Source organism: Rhizobium sp. R711 (assembly GCF_002211365.1).
Taxonomy (GTDB): Bacteria; Pseudomonadota; Alphaproteobacteria; order Rhizobiales; family Rhizobiaceae; genus Rhizobium.
The window spans coordinates 697,781-717,439 of the sequence record NZ_LOKZ01000001.1 but is presented as its reverse complement, the minus strand read 5'-3'; the positions used below and the strand labels follow the sequence as shown (position 1 = coordinate 717,439).

Sequence of the window (19,659 nt, the reverse complement as noted above, 5' to 3'; positions counted from 1 at the left end):
ATTTAGATGAACAGAGAAACCACGAACCGCATTCGCTTCGTTCTCGAAGATGTTCTGCCGCCATTCTTGCGGGACTCCGGCGTCTTTCGCTGGGCCGCGAAACGTGTGTGGGGTGATCATATCAGCCACCTCGCGAAATTTCGCGAGCGGGCGCCATTTCTGTCCGCGGAGGAGTATGCCGAGCTCTACCGCAATCACCCGCGTGTACACGAAGGGACCGACAACTCGGCGGCGTGCATCAACCGGATTGTCGGATCGATCGAAGGTGAAAGCGTATGCGACGTCGGCTGCGGCACAGGAGCCTTGCTAAGCCGCATCCTGAAGTCACATCCGAACCTTGCCCGGCTCGTTGGTGTGGATTTCGTGATCGACGATGCGTCGTCACTCGCTGGGATCGAATACGTTGCCGCGAAGGTGGAGACATTGCCCTTCGCCAACGGCGAATTCGACACCGTGATCTGCACGCACGTCATCGAACATATTCTCGACTATCGGCAAGCGATCGCTGAGCTGCGGCGCATCGCCAAGCGACGGCTGATTATCGTCGTGCCGCGCGAGCGCGAGTATCGCTACACATTCAACCCGCATTTCAACTTCTTCCCGTATACACACTCGTTTCTGAGGGCCGTTCATCCAGTTCCCCCGACGTTTGTCTGCGAAGATATCGGGCGTGACATTTTCTACGCGGAAGACCGGCAATCTGCGAAATGAAAGACAGGCTCATGCTCTCCAACCTTTCGATCGGCAACTGGGTCGGCCTTATCGGTACGCCGCTGCTCATCGCCTCCGGCCAGGTTCTCTTCAAAATGACCAGCGCGACGGCTGGCGAACTTAGCCTGCGCAATCTGATCGCGCTGTTTCTGAACCCGGTGCTAATCGCAGCACTTCTGCTTTACGGTCTTGGAACGATTATCTGGATCTACGTCCTGAAAGCCGTGCCGTTGACGATGGCCTATTCGTTCATGGGGCTGACCTTCTGCTTCGTGCCGCTTTTGGCGCAGGCCTTTCTCGGCGAAGCCCTGACGCTGCGCTACGCCATCGGAGCGGCCTGCATCATTGCGGGCATGCTAGCGATCAATGGCTGAGAGTTCTGGCAGAGCATTGTTCTTGCGCTTCATTGCCTTGTCGATCCTCGGGGTGGCAGTAGATGCGCTGCTCTACGCTTTGCTGGATGCTGCACTGAGCCCGTTCTTCGCCCGTGCGCTTAGCCTGTTTTCAGGGCTCATCGCAATGGGGATCCTGTTGCCTCGGATCGATATGACGGCCGGCGGCAGATTGGCGGTCGGTGACGCCGGCATAATCGCCATCCTAACGGTAGCCGCCCTTCTGAACTACGGGCTCTTCGCCGCACTGCTTGCGTTTTCGCCATCGCTGCAGCCGTTGGCAGCAATGGCATTTGCCACGGTCATGTCCCTGAGCTTTGGCTGCTTCGGCTACCTCAGGCTTTTGCGCAGCAGCGACTGACGTCAGACCGGCTCCCAGCCGTCCTTTTCGCTGGCGCGATAGATCGCGTCGATGAATTTCTGGCTGAGCTTCGAGCTTTCCAGCGTCACGACCTCTTCATTCTCACCCTTGGCAGCGCGCGCAAAGGCCTCGGCCTCGCGCTTGTACTGGCGGCTGTCCGGGAAGCGGAAGATCGTCGATTCATTGTGGTTGCGGTTGGTGAGTTCGATCTCCTCGGCGCCCCAGCGGTCGGCGTTGAACGGCGACTTGACCTCGATGAAGCCATCGGTGCCGTGGAAGACCATGACCTGGCGGTTCGCCATCTGCGTGGCGACATAAAAGGTCAGCTCGAAATCGCCGAAATCGGCCTTGACGCTGGAATAGATGTCGGTTCCGAACTCCGGGTCGCGGCGGGTGACGGCCTGAACGCGCAGCGGCTCCTTGCCGGTCGAGAAGCGCGTGCTAATCGTCGGATAAACGCCGATATCGGGAAGCGCGCCGCCGCCAAGCTCCGGAATGTTGCGCATGTTGCCGGGGTCGCGGTTGAAATAGGTGAAGGCGCCCTGGACATGCAGGAGCGTGCCGATCGCGCCGTCCGATATCAGCGAGCGAACCTTGCGCCAGACCGGCGCATAGGTGACCATATAGGCCTCGGTGATGAGAACCTTGTTGCGATCGCGGGCAGCAATCAGGCTGTCGATCTCATCGGCCTTGAGCGCGATCGGCTTTTCGCACAGCACGTGCTTGCCGGCATCGGCGGCTTTGATCGTCCACTCGACGTGCTGCGAGGTCGGCAGCGGGATATAGACGGCATCGATCTTGTCGGAGGCCAGCATTTCCTCGTAGGAACCGAAGGCGTGCGGAACGGAAAAGCGGTCCGCCATCTCCCGGGCTCTTGCCAGATCGCGGCTGGCAATCGCCGTCACGACGCAGTTTTCCGCGTCCTGGATGGCGGGGACGACGAGTTCGCGGCCGATCTTCGCGGTCGAAAGAATACCAAAACGCAGCATAGCCTGGGTCCTCCTGGTTCGATTTTTGCGCAGCTTAGTAAGGCGACGACGGCGGCGCAATGGCGTGATCACAATTCAAGGAGCAGGTTTCCATCGGGTGTCGGCCGCGCTAGGTTAACTCCCGGCGGCGTTCTGCCGCGCCAGCGATTTCAATCAATTCAGCACTTTAGGAGAGCGCCATGGACATGCGCCGTCTTGGAAAAACTGGCCTTTCGATCGCCCCGATCGTCTTCGGCGGCAACGTCTTCGGCTGGACCGCTGACGAGAAGACCTCCTTTGACATTCTCGATGCCTTCTTTGACGCAGGTTTCAATACGATCGACACGGCCGACGTCTATTCGGCCTGGGCGCCGGGCAACAAGGGCGGCGATTCCGAAGAGATCATCGGCAAGTGGCTGAAGCGCGGCAAGGTCTCCCGCGACAAGGCTGTTGTTATCACCAAGGTCGGCTCCGACATGGGCCAGGGCAAGACGCTGAAGGAGACTTATATCCTGAAGGCGGTCGAGGATTCGCTGCGCCGGCTGGAGACCGACTATATTGACCTCTACCTCTCGCATTGGCCGGACGAGAACACGCCCTACGAGGAAACGCTTGGCGCTTTTGCCAAGCTGAAGCAGCAGGGCAAGATTCGCGCAATCGGCTGCTCCAATCTCGACGCCACGCAACTCCAGGCCTCCTTCGATGCCGCCGAAAAGGCCGGCGTGCCGCGCTACGATGTGATCCAGCCGGAATACAATCTCTATGAACGTGCAAGCTTCGAGGGACCGCTGGCCGATCTCTGCCTCAAGGAAGATATCGGCGTGATCACCTATTTCAGCCTTGCTGCCGGCTTTCTCTCCGGAAAGTACCGCACGAAGGCCGATACGCAGGGTCGCGCCCGCGAGGGACGGGTGGCGCAATATCTCGACGACAAGGGGTTCCGCATCCTGACCGCACTCGACAAGGTTGCTGCGGAAACCGGCGCCAAGCCGGCAGAGATCGCGCTGGCCTGGCTGCTCAGAAAGAAGGGCGTGACGGCGCCGATCGCCAGTGCTACCAGCCTGTCCCAGCTTGAGAGCCTGACCAACTCCGCGACGCTTTCGCTGTCCGACGACGCGATGGCGCTGCTCGACAAGGCCGGCGCCTGACGGGGGAGAGGCAATGACCCTAAAAATCCGCGATGCGAAACCGGAGGACGAAGCGCGCTGGCGCGAGCTTTGGGCCGACTATCTCGCCTTCTACGAAGTCACGGTCGAGGCTGACATCACGGATGCTACATGGCGCCGGGTCTTCGATCCGGCGTCGGCGATCTTCATGCGCGTCGCCGCGGTCGACGACAGGGTGATGGGCTTCACACTCAGCCTGACACACGAAGGCACGTGGATCCGCGGCAAGGACTGCTATCTGGAAGACCTCTTCGTCGATCCGGCTGCACGCGGAAAGGGTGTGGGGCGAGCCTTGATGGACGACCTCGTTTCGCTCTGCACGAAGAACGGCTGGTCGCGGCTTTACTGGCACACCAGTGAGCAGAACAAGACGGCGCGTGCGCTCTACGACAGCTATGTCAAAAGCGACGGGCATCTTCGCTACCGCATCAATTTCTAGGCGGCGGGAAGCCCTCATAGAAGCTGGCGTGACTGCCCTGCCAATTCGCCATACCTGATTTCGTCAATATGCCGCGCGGCCTCACATAGCTCTGGATGACACGCCGCGGCCGCTCGTGCCACTGGATGTTGAAGGCCCAGAGCTTCGGGAAGAAGCAGAGCGACGCATAGGGCAGATGGTCGTGGATCCACCAGGCAAGTCTCTGCCAGTCCTCTTCGTTGCTATAGTTGTCGATCATCCACGGGACGACGACGCAGGCCGTTGCCCCCATGCAGCCATCGAAATCGCGAAGGTCCCAGATGTGGTCGGCGGCCGTCGCGGCGTTTGACGAGCAGTTGAGGCTGTTGCGGTTGCCGAACTGGTTGACCTCAGGGGAGCGATAGCCGGAGCGGATGTGCAGCCGACCGAAGGTCGACTGCAGCGGCTCCAGCAGTTCCTCGCAGAGCCGCTTTCCTGCTTCAATCGCCAGATCGGGATTCTCGGGGATGTTCGGAATGCGATAGAAATCGGCAATTTCGGAATGCAGGAAATCGCGGAGGAAGAAATTCTTCGAAAGCCGCGCGCGTCCGAGGTCCTCCAAACCCTTCATCGATCCAGGTTTCTTCATGCAACGCCTCCTGCTTCCATGCGATCCTCCCTGATCGGCGCGCTGCAGACCACCCGTTTTTCGACAAGCCTATGGGCTATATCGGAAGAAGTCGATGAAGGCTCGCAGGGCCGGCCGCATCTGGCGCCGGCTCGGATAGTAGATGAACGGTCCCGGATAGGGCGCGCACCAGTCCTCCAGCACACGAACGAGCTTGCCGCTCGCCAGTTCATCCTCGACACGCAGATCGAACAGATAGGCGAGCCCCGCGCCATTCAGCGCAGCAATCAATCCCAGTCTGTCCTCGCTGACAATCAACGGCCCATCAACCGCGACGACCAGTTCCTGGCCGTCCTTTTCGAATTCCCAGCGATAGATCGTACCGTTGGTGAAGCGCCGCTTGATGCAGCGGTGGTGGACGAGATCGGAGGGGTGCAGAGGTTTGGGGTAGCGTTCGAAATACTCCGGGGAACCGGCAATCACCGTCGTCAGGTTCGGCGAGGCCCGCACGGCGATCATATCCGCCTCTAGGCTTTCCTCCAGACGGATGCCGGCGTCGAATCCCTCACGCACGATATCGGTGAAACCATCCTCATTGGCGATTTCGAGGGTGATATCAGGATAGCGGTTCAGGAATTCGCCGAGCCGCGGCGCAAGCAGGATGTCCGAGGCAAAGCGCGGCGCGCTGATGCGCAGATTGCCGGCCGGTCTTCCGGCGGCTTCGGTGACCGCCTCCAGGGCGATCCCGATTTCGTCCAGAGCCGGCTTCAGGCGCAGCAGCAGAAGACGCCCCTCTTCCGTCGGCGCGACACTGCGGGTCGTGCGCGCCAGAAGCCGGACGCCAAGGCTCTCCTCCAGGCTGGAGATCGCATGGCTGACGGCCGATGGCGCAATCTCCAACTCCTTGGCGGCCGCGCGAAAACTTCGTCGTTCGGAAACGACGGCAAGAACGGCGAGTTGGGCGAGCTGTGTCCTATTCATTGATCTAACTAATAGAACAGCCTGTTATGTATTGCACGTATTTTTTGATGACTGGCGGGGCACTAAGTTTTCTCCGTACCCGGCATGGACCGCGGTTTGAACTTCGCTCGACAGAGGAGCCTCCGCATGAAAACCCGCAAACTCGGAAACAACCTTGAAGTCTCTGCCGTCGGCCTCGGCTGCATGGGCATGAGTTTCGCCTATGGTGCCAGCGACGAAAACGAGTCGCTCAAGACGCTGCACCGCGCCGTCGAACTCGGCGTCACCTTCTTCGACACGGCCGAGGTATACGGCCCCTATACCAATGAAGAGCTTCTCGGCCGGGCGTTGAAGCCGGTGCGCGACCGCGTCGTCATCGCCACCAAGTTCGGCTTCAAGCTCGACCTCCAAAAGTCAGGACCAGCAGCAATTGTGGGCGTCGACAGCCGTCCGGAAAACGTCAGGCGCGTCGCCGAAGCCTCGCTGAAGCGCCTCGGCATAGAGACGATCGACCTTTTCTACCAGCATCGCGTCGACCCCAATGTGCCGATCGAGGAGACCGTCGGCGCCATGGCGGAGCTGGTGCGCGAAGGCAAGGTGCGCGCGCTCGGTCTTTCCGAGGCCGGCAGCGCCACAATCCGCCGCGCCCATGCGGTCCACCCGATCGCGGCGCTGCAGAGCGAATATTCGCTCTGGTCTCGCGACCCTGAAAATGGTGTTCTCGATACCTGCCGTGAGCTGGGAATCGGCTTCGTGCCCTATAGCCCGCTCGGGCGCGGCTTCCTGACCGGCACGATCCAGAAACCGCAGGACCTTGGCGCGGACGATTTCCGGCGCCAGCTGCCGCGCTTCCAGTCCGATAATTTCGATGCCAATGCCGCGCTCGTTGCCAAGCTCGAAACGCTCGCGACGGAAAAGGGCGTGACCGCAGCGCAACTGGCGCTCGCCTGGGTGCTACATCAGGGCGACGACATCGTGCCGATCCCCGGCGCCCGCAAGATCCATCACCTGGAGCAGAATGCAACGGCGGCCGATATCGTGCTCGATGCGTCCGAACTGGCAGAGATCAACGAAGCGGTCCCACTGGATCAAATCGCTGGCAAGCGCTACTCCGACGCATCGCTGGCGATGACGAACCTTTAGCCGAACGGTTGAAGCTTCAAACGCGTGCAGCATCCTTCGGCGACCTTGCCGCACCCATTCGCTGCACTATGCTATGGAGATGTTCTGGCGAGGTGAGACATGTCGGATCAGCAAGCAATCGAAGCAGTCGTTCATCTCTATGTCGAAGGCATGACCTTCGCCAACGAAGCTGCATTGCGGAAAGCCTTTCATCCGCAATGCGACATCATCGGGCACTACGAGAACACGGTCGAATGGTTGAACCGGGAAGAATTCATCGCCGCGATCGTCGCCGAAGGTTCGGCGCCGCCCACAACACAGCCGCATATGGACATACAGATGCTTGACGTCGTCGGCGATGCGGCGTGTGTGAAGGTCAGCGACGATTTTGCCGGCATGCGCTTCACCGACTATCTCTCGATGCTGAAGATCGAGGGCCGCTGGATGATCGTCAACAAGCTCTATTATCTCCACACATAGAAAAGCCGGCGAGACGATCGCCGGCTTCCAATCTTACGGGATGCTTGCGCTTTAGGCTCTGAGGACGCCGCCTGTGAACTTCGTCACGCTGGCAACGATCTTCTCAGTCAGCGCCTCGAAATCGTCGTCGGTCAGCGTGCGTTCGACCGGCTGGATCTGCACCTCGATCGCGACCGACTTCTTGCCTTCACCGAGCGACGGGCCTTCGAAGATGTCGAAGACGTTGACACCGGTGACGAGCTTGCGGTCGACGCCAGACGCGGCCTTGATGATTGCACCGGCTTCAACCGACTTGTCGACGACGAAGGCGAAGTCGCGCTTGACGGCCTGGAAGGGCGAAAGCTCCAGCGCCGGCTTGGTGCGGGTCGCCTTCTTCTTCGGCTCGGCCATCGCGTCTATATAGACCTCGAAGCCGCAGAGTGCGCCTGACACGTCGAGGGCTTCCAGCGTCGAGGGATGGAACTCGCCGAAATAACCGAGAACGATTTTCGGACCCATCTTGATGGTGCCGGAACGGCCCGGATGATACCAATCCGGTCCACCCTGCTCGATCTGGATATTGCCCATCGGCAGTCCGCAAGCCTCGATCACGGCGAGCGCATCGGCCTTGGCGTCGAAGACGTCGACCGGCTTGCCGCCGCCCTTGGCAGCGTTCAGCCACATGCGGCCTGCGCCGGCAAGTGAGGCGGTGCCGCGGCGGACACCGCCGGCAACGCGGCGCTGGCCCTCGGGCCGATCGTTCTCATAGGTGCCGGAGACTTCGAAGATCGCGACGTCGCCATAACCCTTGTCGGCATTGCGCTGGGCAGCGCTGAGCAGACCGGGCAGCAGCGACGGCCGCATGTCGGACATATCTGATGCGATCGGGTTGGCAAGCTTCAGAGCCGGCGAGCCGCCGCCGAAGAGCTTTGCCTGATCCTCGGAAATGAACGACCAGGTGACGGCTTCCAGCATGCCGCGCGAGGCAAGCGCGCGCTTGGCCGTGCGGGTGCGGATCTGCAGCGTCGTCAGGATCCTGCCGTTGACCGCCGCATGGCTTTCCAGCGGCGCCGGCTTGATGTTGTCGACGCCATGAATGCGCATGACTTCCTCGACGAGGTCGGCCTTGCCGTCGACATCGGGACGCCAGGACGGAACGGCGACGGAAACCCGTTCGCCCGAACCGAACACCTTGAAGCCAAGCCGCGTCAGGATCTCGGTGCTCTCCTCGGTGGAGATGTCGAGACCGGTCAGGCGTTTCACTTCCGAATAGGGGAAATCGACGATGTCAGGTTCATGGCCCCTGTAGCCGACGACATCGGTCTTGGCCGCCGTCCCGCCGCAAAGCTCGAGCACCAGCTCCGTCGTGCGTTCGATGCCGGGAACCATGTATTCCGGATCGACGCCGCGCTCGAAGCGGTAGCGGGCATCGGTGATGATGCCGAGGCTGCGACCGGACTTGGCGATGTTCATCGGATCCCAGAGAGCACTCTCGATCAGGACGTCGGTGGTGTTCTCGTCGCAGCCGGAATGCTCGCCGCCCATGATACCGCCGATCGACTCGATGCCATCGGCGTCCGCGATCACGACATTGTTGGGTCCAAGCTTGTATTCGCGCTGATCGAGCGCAAGCACCGTCTCGCCATCCCTGGCGCGGCGGACGGTCAGATTGCCCGTGACCTTGGCAGCGTCGAAGACGTGCATCGGGCGGCCCTGGTCGAAGGTCATGTAATTGGTGATGTCGACGAGCGCGTTGATCGGGCGCAGGCCGATCGCCAGCAGACGCTGCTGCATCCACTTCGGGCTCGGGCCGTTCTTGACGCCGCGCACGATGCGCAGCGCAAAGCCCGGGCAAAGCTTCTCGTCATCGAGGTCAAGCGTCACCTTGACAGGCGTGTCGCCTTTAACGGCGAAGGACGGTGCCCGATGCGTCTTCAGCGTGCCGAGACCGGAGGCCGCGAGGTCACGGGCGATGCCATAGATCGAGGTGCAATCCGGACGGTTCGGCGTCAGGTTGATCTCAATGACCGGATCGTCGAGGTGCGCGTAGGCGGCGTAGCTCTGGCCGACCGGTGCGTCGTCAGGAAGATCGATGATGCCGTCGTGGCTGTCGGAGATCTGCAGCTCCTTTTCGGAGCACATCATCCCGTGGCTTTCGACGCCGCGGATGTTGCCGACGGCAAGCGTCACGTCGATGCCAGGAACATAGGTGCCAGGCGCCGCGAAGGCGCCGATCAGGCCGGCGCGCGCATTCGGGGCGCCGCAGACGACCTGAACCGGCGCGCCCTTGCCCGTGTCGACCGAGAGAACCTTCAGGCGATCGGCCTGCGGATGCTTTTCGGCCGAGAGGACCTTGGCGATGACGAAGGGCTTGAACGCCGCCTTGTCGTCGACATCTTCGACCTCGAGCCCGATCTCGGTGAGACGCTTGCAGATTTCATCGAGGGTCGCATCCGTTTCCAGATGATCCTTCAGCCAGGAGAGTGTGAATTTCATGATCTTAATCCTCGCTTACGCGCTCAAGCCGCCGAACAGCGTCGGCATGTCGAGCGGGCGGAAGCCGTAATGGGTCATCCAGCGGACATCGGCGTTGAAGAAGTCACGCAGGTCGGGCATGCCGTATTTCAGCATGGCGATGCGGTCGAGGCCCATGCCCCAGGCAAAGCCCTGGTATTCGTCGGGATCGAGACCGCCTGATCGCAACACGTTCGGGTGCACCATGCCGCAGCCCAAAATCTCCATCCAGTCGGTGCCTTCGCCGAACTTGACGATCGGGCCGGAGCGGTCGCACTGGATGTCGACCTCGAAGGAGGGTTCGGTGAACGGGAAGAAGGACGGGCGGAAGCGCATCGTCACGCTGTCGACCTCGAAGAAGGACTTGCAGAACTCTTCCAGCACCCAGCGGATATTGGCGACATTCGCCTTCTTGTCGACGACCAGGCCTTCGACCTGGTGGAACATCGGCGAGTGGGTCGCGTCCGAATCCTGTCGATATGTCTTGCCGGGGATGATGATGCGGATCGGCGGCTTCTGCGCCTCCATGGTGCGCACCTGCACCGGCGAGGTGTGCGTGCGCAGCACCTTGCGCTCACCGTTCTCATCCGGATTGAAGAAGAAGGTGTCATGCATCTCCCGGGCTGGGTGGCCCTCAGGGAAGTTCAGCGCCGTGAAGTTATAGTAGTCGGTCTCGACATCGGGACCTTCGGCGATCGAGAAGCCCATGTCGCCGAAGATCGCGGTGATTTCGTCGATGATCTGGCTGATCGGATGGATGCGGCCGCGCTCGGCAGGCGAAGAGCGCACCGGCAGGGAGACATCGACCGTCTCGGCCTTCAGGCGGGCATCGATCGCCGCTTTCTTCAGTTCCGCCTTGCGCTCCGTGATCGCGTCGGTGACGGCGTTCTTCAGCGCATTGATCGCCGCGCCGCGGGTCTGGCGCTCTTCCGGCGTCATCGCGCCTAGCGTCTTCAGGAGCTCGGAGACCGAGCCCTTCTTGCCGAGCGCGCCGACGCGCACGGCTTCGATCGCCGGCTCGTCGGCAGCGGCTGCCACATCAGACAGAAGTTGCTTTTCCAGAGTTTCGAGTTCGGTCATCTTTTCCTGCCTCACAGGGCGTCAGTCTTGTCGATAATTCACGAAAACATGCATCGGATAGCTGGTGCGCCACGATGAAGCGTCGCAGATCACTACCCATGTGCACGCGGCCAATCAACCGGGCACACCACAAAAAGGCCACGACGTCGAAAGAGGAGCGGCCAAGCCGTCTCAATCGCCATCGTGCCAATGCAAAGAACCCGCGCAAGCCTGGCCAGCGCGGGTTCTAAATCATCGAAGCAAAAGTTCGATTGGCGCCGGCTTAGTTGACGGCTGCTTCAAACTCGTTCTTCGTACCGGCGTCCTTCAGGTACTCGAGGGCCTTCTTGGAGGCAGCAACGAGTGCACCGAATGCTTCCGGCTCATGGATTGCCATGTCGGAGAGAACCTTACGGTCAACTTCGATGCCAGCCTTGTTCAATCCGTCGATGAAGCGGCCGTAGGTCAGGCCGAATTCGCGGACGGCAGCGTTGATACGCTGGATCCAGAGGGCGCGGAAGTTGCGCTTGTTGACCTTGCGGTCGCGGTAAGCGTACTGCTTCGAACGATCGACAGCAGCCTTCGCAGCGCGGATGGTGTTCTTGCGACGGCCGTAAAAGCCCTTGGCGGCCTTCAAAACCTTCTTGTGCTTGGCGTGGGCGGTAACGCCTCTTTTTACACGTGCCATTTCATGATCTCCTTAATCTAAAGCGTTCGCGGAATAGTCTTAGAGACCGTTCGGCAGGTAGTTCTTTACGACCTTGCGGCCATCCGGTTCTGCGAGAACCATGGTGCCACGTGCATCGCGGATGAACTTGTTGGTACGCTTGATCATGCCATGGCGCTTGCCAGCAGCTGCAGCCTTGACCTTACCGGTCGCGGTGATCTTGAACCGCTTCTTGGCAGCAGACTTCGTCTTCATCTTGGGCATTTTGCTACTCCGTTTCTGGACCCCCGGCTCTTCATCAAAGAAGCCTTCTCGCGATGCCCGGTTTCCGGCCGTCGCAACAAGGTGCGGGAGCGTTTGTTGTTGATCTGCGGCTCCGGTGACGAACCGTTCCGCAAGCATTCGAAACTGCCACGGCATGCCCTGCCGGTCAGTTCGGACGCGCGCTTATAACCGCAGCGTCATAAAAGTGCAACGGGGCGGCCAATGAATCTTCTGGGACCAAAATACAAAAGCCGCCCTCGCGGACGGCTTTGATACGAGAGTGACAACGCGCCTCACTTCGGCGCGAGCACCATCATCATCTGGCGGCCTTCAAGCTTGGGCTCGGCTTCGACCTTTGCATACTCGGTCGTGTCGGCCTTCACCTGCTGCAGCAGCTTCATACCAAGTTCCTGGTGCGCCATTTCGCGGCCGCGGAACTTCAGCGTCACCTTGACCTTGTCACCTTCTTCAAAGAAGCGGCCCATCGCCTTCATCTTCACCTCGTAGTCATGGGTGTCGATGTTGGGGCGCATCTTGATTTCTTTGACTTCGACAATCTTCTGCTTCTTGCGCGCCTCGGCGGCCTTCTTCTGGTTGGCATATTTCAGCTTGCCCAGATCGAGGATCTTGCACACAGGCGGTTCGGCATTTGGGGAGATTTCCACCAGGTCGAGGCCGGCTTCCTCAGCCATTTTCAACGCCTGGTCGGTGGGCACGACGCCCAAGTTCTGTCCGTCAGCATCAATCAGCTGAACTCGGGGGATGCGGATTTCCCGGTTCGAGCGCGGCCCTTCCTTCACGGGCGCGTCGGCTTTAAAGGGTCTGCGAATGGTCGTATTCTCCTCGCGTTGTTTCGGATCGCTGCAGCCTCGGCACTCCCAATAATGGGAGCACAAACGAAGTTTCACCATTGCTGCAACGGAGTCGGTAACACTCTTTAGCGGAAAAAACACCTGCTGTCAGCCTGTCAAGAATCTGTTTTATAGGCCAAAACGACTGGAGTTCCGCGATGTTTGACGCAAATCTCATCCATGAGCATCAATATCTGACCGTTGGTGAGGGCGAGGCCGCCCGCGCGATTGCCTATATCGCGCGCAGCCAATCCGGCCAGACGACCGGCCCAACTCTCGTTTGGTTATCCGGATACCGCTCCGACATGAGCGGCAGCAAGGCGATCGAGCTCGACAAGTTCGCGGCGGAAAACGGCTTCGCCTGCCTGCGCCTCGACTATTCCGGTCATGGCGCATCCGGCGGCAAATTTGAGGACGGGACGATCTCGCGCTGGCTGGAGGAAGTGCTTGCGGTGATCCTCCACACATCACCCGAACGCATCCTCCTCGTCGGCTCGTCGATGGGTGGATGGATTGCCTTGCGGCTCGCTCAGGAACTCGCCAAGCGACAGGACGGACCAAGGCTGGAAGGCATGGTCCTGATTGCGCCGGCTCCCGACTTCACCTCCGATCTGATCGAACCGAACCTCACGAAGAAGGAGAAAGCCTCCCTGGCAGAGCGCGGCTACTTCGAAGAGCGGTCAGCCTACAGCCCGGAGCCGAACATCTATACGCGGGCGCTGATCGAGGATGGGCGCGACAACAGCGTGCTCAGGGGTATCGTCGAGACCGGGTGTCCGGTGCATATCCTGCAAGGGATGAAGGACCCAGACGTTCCCTATCAGCATGCGATGAGGCTCGTGGAGCATCTGCCCGCCGATGACGTCGTGCTGACCTTCGTACGCGATGGCGACCATCGGCTGTCGCGACCCCAGGACATCGAGCGCATGCTTGCCGCGGTCAAAGGGCTGATACGCTAAACGAAAGGGTGCCACCTGTGCCAAATCCTAACGGATTTTAACCATGTTGGTGGGTAGCAGGCCCCTCCCTAGAAGTAACGATTGACTCTCCGAGCCTCCGTCCGTTAACTTTTTGTTAATAATACATGGGCGATGCAAGGGAAGAGCGGGCGTGCGGATCAAGGGTTTCCTCGTGGCCATGATGGCCGTGTTTGCTATGGCTACAGCCGCGACGCCGGCTTCCACCAACAACCTCTCGATGGTTACCGGCGCAGCCACTTCCCAGCCGATCGGCCATTATGACTTCTGCCAGATACACCGCGATGAATGCGGCCCGAACCGCAATACCTCGCCGGCCGAGATGTCGGATGCCAAATGGGGAATGGTGCGGTCGGTCAACACCATGGTCAACAACAGCATCACGCCGATGACCGATAAGGAAATCTACGGCAAGGATGAGGTCTGGGCTTATCCGACGACGGCTGGCGATTGCGAAGACTTCGCCCTTTTGAAGCGTCGCATCCTGATCCAGCGCGGAATTTCGCCGGCCAACCTTCTGCTCACCGTGGTTCGCAAGCCTGACGGCGAAGGCCATGCCGTCCTGACGCTGCGCACCAACAACGGCGACTTCGTGCTCGACAACCTGGCATCCAGCGTCAAGCCGTGGTTCGATACCCCCTACTCCTTCATCAAGCGCCAGTCGAGCGCCAATGCCGGTCGCTGGGTCACCATCGAGAATGGCCGCGACGTCCTCGTCGGTGCTTTGAAGTAGGCGAGATCGAATTGAACAAGAAAGGCCGGCGAGAGATGCCGGCCTTTTTTGTTGGGACTGGGTTGATTTGCTCTGCCTCACGCGGGAGCCGCAAGTCAGCCATTGCCGATCAGGATGCCGGCACCGAGGACGAGGCCGCCGCCGACGACCACCTGTAAAGCAGCACGCAAGAACGGCGTTTCCATAAATCTGTTCTGAATGAACGCGATCGCCCAGAGCTCGACGATCGCGATGATCACCGCCATCGTCGTCGCGGTCCAGAAGTTTGGGATCAGATACGGCAGGGTGTGGCCAAGACCGCCAAGCGCCGTCATCACACCACAGGCGAGACCGCGCTTGATCGGTGAACCGCGGCCTGAAATCTTGCCGTCATCGTGGGCAGCTTCGGTAAAGCCCATCGAGATGCCGGCGCCGACGGAGGCGGACATGCCAACCAGAAACGTCTGCCAGGTATCTTGGGTCGCAAAGGCAGCGGCGAAGATCGGCGCCAGCGTCGACACCGAGCCATCCATCAAGCCGGCAAGCCCCGGCTGCACATAGGTCAGAACCAGCTGCCGGCGCGCGGCAACATCTTCTTCCGTCTTCACACTCTCGGGTGTGTGCTTGTCGCCCAATGTATAGGTGATCTCTTCATGGCCTTGCTCGGCCAGCGCCAAGTCTCCGAGCAACTGCCTTGTGTTGGCATCGGTCACGCGGCTCGCCGCTTCGACGTAGAAGCGATAGGCCTGCTGTTCCATGGCCGCCGCTTCACCCCGGATTCTCTCCAATGACAGATTGCGCCGCAGCCAGTCGGGCTTACGCTCATAAAATCCGCGAACATGCTCCCTGCGAATGAGCGTAATGCGCTCGCCAAACCGCTGGCGATAAATTTCGATCAGGGACTTTCTATGAGTGTCCTCCACCTCCGCCATTTCCTCGAAGACCTTGGCGGAGGCGGGGTAATCGTCACGCAGCATGTCGGCGTAGGCGAGATAAATACGCGCATCGTCCTCTTCGGAACCGATAGCGAGCGCGAGTATTTCCTGCTCGGACAAAGAGTCAAAAGAACGCTTGGATGATCCAAAGAGCCTACGCAGCATAACAACCTCATTTTTAGAATTATTCTAAAATAGGCGCAGCGCTAGCTCTGGTCAAGTTACCCGCCGCGAGCCGAATGAGAAAACGGCGGGCGAGCCCCATAAGTAAAAATGGAGTGCGGCTCGGGCCGACCGCCCTCCCTTAACTGGTATCCAAAATAATGTGCACGTTGCGGTCGATACCTACGCCGAATGGCTAGGCATGCACACCGAAAAACCACAGAAAAGGCCGGTTGAATCTTGCAACTGAAGGGTTGAGATATTGCAAAACGCGGGCATAGTACTAGCCAAAATAATTGCCTTATAAGGGAACAGCAAGGTGGCAGATCCGGTAGATATTATTGTCGGCAGAAACGTTCGGGCGCTCAGATCCAAAAGACGCATATCGCAACTGGAACTGGGAGAGGCGCTCGGGCTGACTTTTCAGCAAATTCAGAAATACGAAAAAGGCACCAACCGCGTCTCGGCGAGTAAATTGCACCAGATTGCAGTCTTTCTGGGCGTGGCTATCTCCGAATTGTTCGAAGGCGCCAATCCCAACGATGGCGCGAAAAAGCAAGGCCTCAGCCCAGAAGCCTATGAGCTGGCCGTATACTACGACCGGCTTCGCTCCACGGCTGGCAAGGAGGCCGTGAAGACAATTCTCTCCATCATGTCCGGTGAAACTTACGCCGAGGCGCTAGGCTAACCTCGCGTCAGTGCGGGTCGCTTTCATGAAGCGCGACGAGAAGATCGTCCTGCGTTTGATGACCCGCGTGATAGAGATCAATCGCGATGCTTGCAATTGAAAGTCCCTGTTGGCTGCGCATCTTGATATTGTGCTCGGCACACCACGCGTAGAGCGCGCCGGCAAGCACGTCGACGTCATCGGACTGCAAAGACAAGGTAGTGGCTGCTGCCGTCATGGAAGTTGCCCTTATTTTGGTTGATCCCCGAGAGGATACTGGCTGCTTTGTTTGTCGTTGCAAAGCGGCATTCACTGCCTGCGTTAACGCAAGTCAGATGCACCCTTCCGCCTGCTTCATAATGGAACAATTGGCGGACGCCGGCCCTATTCCGAAGCGACCTTGTAGTCCAGCGAGGCCGAACACGCCTCGATCGCATCCAGCATTTTCTCGAACCGTGGGTGATCGCGCACCGAATCCAGGTCCGAATCATGCTTGAACCACAGGATATGATAACAGGACGACTGCGGCAGCAGCTCCTCCAACAAGTCGAGCGCGGCGTCGCATTCGTTCAACAGCGCATAAACACATGCGACGTTGTATTGCGCAACGATATCATCCGGATCGATCGTCTGCGCCCGCTTCACCCACTCCTTTGCTCGCGCCGCCTCGCCCATGTGAGCCAATGCGAGCGCGCCGCGATGAGCCGGTCCCGAGTTTTCCGGATGCCGCTCCAAGGCCTCTTCGGCGCGCTCAATGCACACGCGCGCCCAATGCGCTCGTTCTTTCTCCAACCCAAGCGATCGACATGCACTCATCAAATGGATCGGCGAGAGATAGTCGTCGGGACGTATCTCGGCTGCCCTTATAAAGAAGGTGATCGCGCCCTCGAACTTGCCTTGCATGAAAAGAAAGCGGCCGTAGTGGAAATTCGCTTCATAGAGATCGGGCTCCAGCGCCAGCGCCTTTTCGAACTCGGCAAGCGCCTCCTCGTCTCGCCCATCCTGGTGCAGCGCCAGCCCCCGCGAGGCATGCGCCTCCGCAAGATTTGGATCGAGCGCAAGTGCCTTGGCGCTCAGATTGAGAATTCCCTGTAGGGTGTACTCTCCCGCATGCCAGTCGCGTAGCGCCGACTCGCAGTCGGCCATGCCGGCATAGGCGCGCGCATATTCCGGATCCAGCGCGACTGCCGTTGCAAACATCCGTCGGGCCAAGACCAGGTAAGGCCTTGTCCAGGTGTGAGAAAGCTGCCGGCCGCGCAGATAGTAGGTGTAGGCCTCGACATTGTTTGTCGGTTCCGCTTCGATTGCTCGCCGCTCCTCGGGCAAGAGCTTGATCTTGAGCTGATCGACGATCGCGTGCGTAATCTCGTCCTGGATCGCAAAGATATCGGTCAGGTCACGATCAAAGCGGTCCGCCCAGAGGTGCCCGCCATTCCTAGCGTCAATCAGTTGTCCCGTGATGCGCACGCGCTGCGCCGCCTTGCGGACGCTCCCCTCTAGAACGAAGTCGACACCGAGCTCGGCTGCGACCTGCTTCACCTGCACCGATTTTCCCTTGTAGGTGAAGGCGGTGTTGCGCGCGACGACGTAAAGATTCGAGATCTTCGAGAGGTCGGTGATGATGTCTTCGGTGATGCCGTCGGAAAAATACTCCTGCTCGGCGTCACCACTCATATTGGTGAACGGCAACACGGCGACAAGCTGCTTGTGCTTTTCCCTGGCCGCGGTCAAGGCGGCCTTGTTCACCTTCAGTGGCAGCGCCCGCCGTGGCGAAATCGCGTAGACCCTCACCGGCTCCTTGATGTTCTTGAGTCTGTGCTCGCCCCTGTCCTCGAAGGAAAGGTCGAGCCGGGTTCCGACATGGTCCCTCACGGAAGCGGAGACCGCAATGCCGCCCGGCTCGGCGAGTGTCTCAAGCCGTGCGGCAACATTCACGCCATCTCCGAAGATGTCACCCTCCTCGACGATCACGTCGCCCAGATGAATGCCGATCCGAAATTCGATCCGCTTGTCTTCCAGCACGGACAGATTCCGCTGAGCCGTCTCGCGCTGAATCTCATCGGCGCAAGCGACGGCATTCACGATGCTGGAGAATTCGACCAGCATGCCATCACCGGTGAGCTTGACGATGCGGCCGCGATGCAGGGCAATCTTTGGATTGAGGAACTCGGTGCGGCAATTTTTTACCGCACTCAGCGTCCCGGATTCGTCTGAGCCCATCAATCGGCTGTAGCCGACGATGTCTGCTGCAAGGATGGCTGCGAGACGGCGTTCCAAGTGTCCCCCGGCGCTGCAATGTTGCGAGATCTGCTAATTTAACCTTTTATTATCTTAATGTCCTGCCAATCATTCGGTTGATACAAGATAATAAAGCGATTTTGAATATGGAAGTCACACCGCCGCAACAACCCTGCATAGTCTGGTGAAGACCAAAAAACAAAGGCCCGGTTGCAACAACCGAGCCTTTTCCGCATTTCGTGTCTGATCGATCAGTTCTCGAAGAATTCCTTCATCCGCGCGAAAAACCCGGTCGATTCCGGATTGTTCTCCTTCGAGGAAAGCTGCTCGAACTCCTGAAGTAGCTCGCGCTGGCGCTTCGTCAGCTTCTGAGGGGTTTCGATCTGAATCTGGATGTAGAGATCGCCTGTTTGGGGCGAACGCAGCACCGGCATACCCTTGCCCTTCAGACGGAACTGCTTGCCGGCCTGGGTGCCTTCCGGCACGGTCACACGCGACTTCGTGCCGTCGAGCGTCGCGACGTCGAAAGTGCCGCCGAGGGCAGCCGTCGTCATCGAGATCGGGATGGTGCAGTAGAGGTCGGCGCCATCACGCTGATAGAATTCATGCGGCTTGACCGACAGGAAGATATACAGATCGCCCGCCGGGCCGCCGCGCATGCCGGCTTCGCCCTCGCCCTGCAGGCGGATGCGGGTGCCGTCTTCGATGCCGGCCGGAATGTTCACGGAAAGCGAACGCTCTTCAGTGACGCGGCCCTGGCCATGGCACTTCGTGCAGGGATCGGGAATGATCGTGCCGCGACCGTGACAGGTCGGGCAGGTCCGCTCGATCGAGAAGAAGCCCTGGGCTGCGCGTACGCGGCCGGAACCCTGGCAGGTGCCGCAGGTCTTCGGCTGGGTGCCCGGCTTTGCGCCCGAGCCGGAACAGACGTCGCAGGTAATCGATGTCGGCACGCGAATCTGTGCCGTCTTGCCGGAGAAGGATTCCTCCAGCGAAATTTCCATGTTGTAACGAAGATCGGCGCCACGCTCGCGGCCGCCGGACGAGCGCTGCCGCTGACGACCGCCGCCCATCATCTCGCCGAAGATATCCTCGAAAATGTCGGAGAAGCCGCCGCCGCCGAAACCGCCGCCGCCACCGCCCATGCCGCCGTGTTCGAAGGCTGCGTGACCATACCGGTCATAGGCCGCGCGCTTCTGCGGATCCTTGAGCGTCTCGTAGGCTTCGTTGATTTCCTTGAATTTGCGTTCGGCGTCATGGTCGCCCGGATTCTTGTCCGGATGAAACTTCATGGCAAGTTTGCGGAAGGCGCTTTTCAGCTCTTTGTCGTCCGCCGTCTTGGCGACACCCAGCGTTTCGTAAAAATCGGCTTTTGCCATTAAGGATTAGACCCCGGAAATGGTTTTCCGGCTGCCATGGTGAGCAGCCGGAACGTCAGTTTCAAGCTAG

The 19,659-nt window shown here is 59.8% G+C and carries 22 protein-coding genes; 10 read left to right on the top strand and 12 right to left on the bottom strand.

Annotated features, from left to right (window positions below):
- Positions 1–6: 6 nt before the first annotated feature.
- The 3 genes from ATY80_RS03415 to ATY80_RS28845 are packed head-to-tail and all read left to right on the top strand — an operon-like array spanning position 7 to position 1,464.
- Positions 7–711 carry a class I SAM-dependent methyltransferase gene (locus tag ATY80_RS03415; protein WP_088691050.1) on the top strand — a complete coding sequence of 235 codons (705 nt, stop codon included), beginning with the start codon at positions 7–9 and terminating at the stop codon, positions 709–711.
- Entirely contained in the window at positions 708–1,085 is a 378-nt protein-coding gene (locus tag ATY80_RS03410; protein ID WP_245306743.1) for a transporter, read from the top strand. Before ATY80_RS03415 ends, ATY80_RS03410 begins: the two co-directional genes overlap by 4 nt.
- Entirely contained in the window at positions 1,078–1,464 is a 387-nt protein-coding gene (locus ATY80_RS28845) for a GtrA family protein (RefSeq protein ID WP_189637074.1), read from the top strand. Before ATY80_RS03410 ends, ATY80_RS28845 begins: the two co-directional genes overlap by 8 nt.
- A gap of 2 nt (positions 1,465–1,466) precedes the next feature.
- On the opposite strand, the gene ATY80_RS03400 is transcribed toward ATY80_RS28845, so the two are convergent.
- Positions 1,467–2,453: a Gfo/Idh/MocA family oxidoreductase gene (locus tag ATY80_RS03400; RefSeq protein ID WP_088691048.1), complete on the bottom strand. Its 987-nt coding sequence runs from the start codon at positions 2,451–2,453 to the stop codon at positions 1,467–1,469.
- A 179-nt stretch (positions 2,454–2,632) separates the two neighbouring features.
- Here ATY80_RS03400 and ATY80_RS03395 point away from each other — a divergent pair, with 179 nt between their 5' ends.
- Complete coding sequence (locus tag ATY80_RS03395; protein WP_088691047.1) at positions 2,633–3,580, top strand: aldo/keto reductase; 948 nt, start codon at positions 2,633–2,635, stop codon at positions 3,578–3,580.
- Positions 3,581–3,593: 13 nt separating this feature from the next.
- On the top strand, positions 3,594–4,037 hold the full coding sequence (locus ATY80_RS03390; protein ID WP_088691046.1) for a GNAT family N-acetyltransferase: 444 nt from the start codon (positions 3,594–3,596) through the stop codon (positions 4,035–4,037).
- Here the strand turns inward: ATY80_RS03390 and ATY80_RS03385 are convergent.
- Both ATY80_RS03385 and ATY80_RS03380 read right to left on the bottom strand, forming a co-directional pair.
- The gene (locus tag ATY80_RS03385; RefSeq protein ID WP_088691045.1) at positions 4,027–4,644 is read right to left on the bottom strand and encodes a hypothetical protein; all 618 of its coding nucleotides are present in this window, start codon (positions 4,642–4,644) and stop codon (positions 4,027–4,029) included. The genes ATY80_RS03390 and ATY80_RS03385 overlap by 11 nt on opposite strands.
- Positions 4,645–4,713: 69 nt before the next feature.
- Positions 4,714–5,604, bottom strand: a complete 891-nt coding sequence (locus ATY80_RS03380; RefSeq protein WP_088691044.1) for a LysR family transcriptional regulator — start codon at positions 5,602–5,604, stop codon at positions 4,714–4,716.
- A gap of 126 nt (positions 5,605–5,730) precedes the next feature.
- On the opposite strand from ATY80_RS03380, the gene ATY80_RS03375 reads away from it, so the two are divergent.
- The gene (locus tag ATY80_RS03375) at positions 5,731–6,726 is read left to right on the top strand and encodes an aldo/keto reductase (RefSeq protein ID WP_088691043.1); all 996 of its coding nucleotides are present in this window, start codon (positions 5,731–5,733) and stop codon (positions 6,724–6,726) included.
- A gap of 99 nt (positions 6,727–6,825) precedes the next feature.
- Positions 6,826–7,185 carry a nuclear transport factor 2 family protein gene (locus ATY80_RS03370; protein ID WP_088691042.1) on the top strand — a complete coding sequence of 120 codons (360 nt, stop codon included), beginning with the start codon at positions 6,826–6,828 and terminating at the stop codon, positions 7,183–7,185.
- A 51-nt stretch (positions 7,186–7,236) separates the two neighbouring features.
- Here the strand turns inward: ATY80_RS03370 and pheT are convergent, their stop codons facing one another.
- The 5 genes from pheT to infC all read right to left on the bottom strand — a co-directional run bounded on the left by pheT (position 7,237) and on the right by infC (position 12,498).
- Positions 7,237–9,660 (bottom strand): phenylalanine--tRNA ligase subunit beta, encoded by a 2,424-nt coding sequence (gene pheT, locus ATY80_RS03365; RefSeq protein ID WP_088691041.1) that lies wholly within the window; start codon positions 9,658–9,660, stop codon positions 7,237–7,239.
- Positions 9,661–9,675: 15 nt separating this feature from the next.
- The gene (gene pheS / locus ATY80_RS03360) at positions 9,676–10,758 is read right to left on the bottom strand and encodes a phenylalanine--tRNA ligase subunit alpha (protein ID WP_088691040.1); all 1,083 of its coding nucleotides are present in this window, start codon (positions 10,756–10,758) and stop codon (positions 9,676–9,678) included.
- Positions 10,759–11,020: 262 nt separating this feature from the next.
- Positions 11,021–11,425: a 50S ribosomal protein L20 gene (gene rplT / locus ATY80_RS03355; protein WP_007529269.1), complete on the bottom strand. Its 405-nt coding sequence runs from the start codon at positions 11,423–11,425 to the stop codon at positions 11,021–11,023.
- Between the two features lie 39 nt (positions 11,426–11,464).
- Positions 11,465–11,668 (bottom strand): 50S ribosomal protein L35, encoded by a 204-nt coding sequence (rpmI, locus tag ATY80_RS03350; protein WP_007529267.1) that lies wholly within the window; start codon positions 11,666–11,668, stop codon positions 11,465–11,467.
- A 293-nt stretch (positions 11,669–11,961) separates the two neighbouring features.
- On the bottom strand, positions 11,962–12,498 hold the full coding sequence (gene infC, locus ATY80_RS03345; RefSeq protein WP_088691478.1) for a translation initiation factor IF-3: 537 nt from the start codon (positions 12,496–12,498) through the stop codon (positions 11,962–11,964).
- Positions 12,499–12,677: 179 nt separating this feature from the next.
- On the opposite strand from infC, the gene ATY80_RS03340 reads away from it, so the two are divergent.
- Both ATY80_RS03340 and ATY80_RS03335 read left to right on the top strand, forming a co-directional pair.
- Entirely contained in the window at positions 12,678–13,478 is an 801-nt protein-coding gene (locus tag ATY80_RS03340) for an alpha/beta hydrolase (protein ID WP_088691039.1), read from the top strand.
- Positions 13,479–13,629: 151 nt separating this feature from the next.
- Positions 13,630–14,229: a transglutaminase-like cysteine peptidase gene (locus ATY80_RS03335; RefSeq protein ID WP_088691038.1), complete on the top strand. Its 600-nt coding sequence runs from the start codon at positions 13,630–13,632 to the stop codon at positions 14,227–14,229.
- A gap of 95 nt (positions 14,230–14,324) precedes the next feature.
- On the opposite strand, the gene mbfA is transcribed toward ATY80_RS03335, so the two are convergent.
- Positions 14,325–15,308, bottom strand: a complete 984-nt coding sequence (gene mbfA / locus ATY80_RS03330; RefSeq protein WP_088691037.1) for an iron exporter MbfA — start codon at positions 15,306–15,308, stop codon at positions 14,325–14,327.
- A 316-nt stretch (positions 15,309–15,624) separates the two neighbouring features.
- Here mbfA and ATY80_RS03325 point away from each other — a divergent pair, with 316 nt between their 5' ends.
- Entirely contained in the window at positions 15,625–15,993 is a 369-nt protein-coding gene (locus ATY80_RS03325) for a helix-turn-helix transcriptional regulator (protein ID WP_088691036.1), read from the top strand.
- A gap of 7 nt (positions 15,994–16,000) precedes the next feature.
- On the opposite strand, the gene ATY80_RS03320 is transcribed toward ATY80_RS03325, so the two are convergent.
- From ATY80_RS03320 to dnaJ, 3 genes are all read right to left on the bottom strand, one after another.
- Positions 16,001–16,210, bottom strand: coding sequence for a hypothetical protein (locus ATY80_RS03320; protein WP_088691035.1), 210 nt, complete (start codon positions 16,208–16,210; stop codon positions 16,001–16,003).
- A gap of 146 nt (positions 16,211–16,356) precedes the next feature.
- Positions 16,357–18,249: a tetratricopeptide repeat protein gene (locus tag ATY80_RS03315; RefSeq protein WP_088691034.1), complete on the bottom strand. Its 1,893-nt coding sequence runs from the start codon at positions 18,247–18,249 to the stop codon at positions 16,357–16,359.
- Positions 18,250–18,461: 212 nt separating this feature from the next.
- Complete coding sequence (gene dnaJ, locus ATY80_RS03310; RefSeq protein ID WP_088691033.1) at positions 18,462–19,589, bottom strand: molecular chaperone DnaJ; 1,128 nt, start codon at positions 19,587–19,589, stop codon at positions 18,462–18,464.
- Positions 19,590–19,659 lie beyond the last annotated feature (70 nt).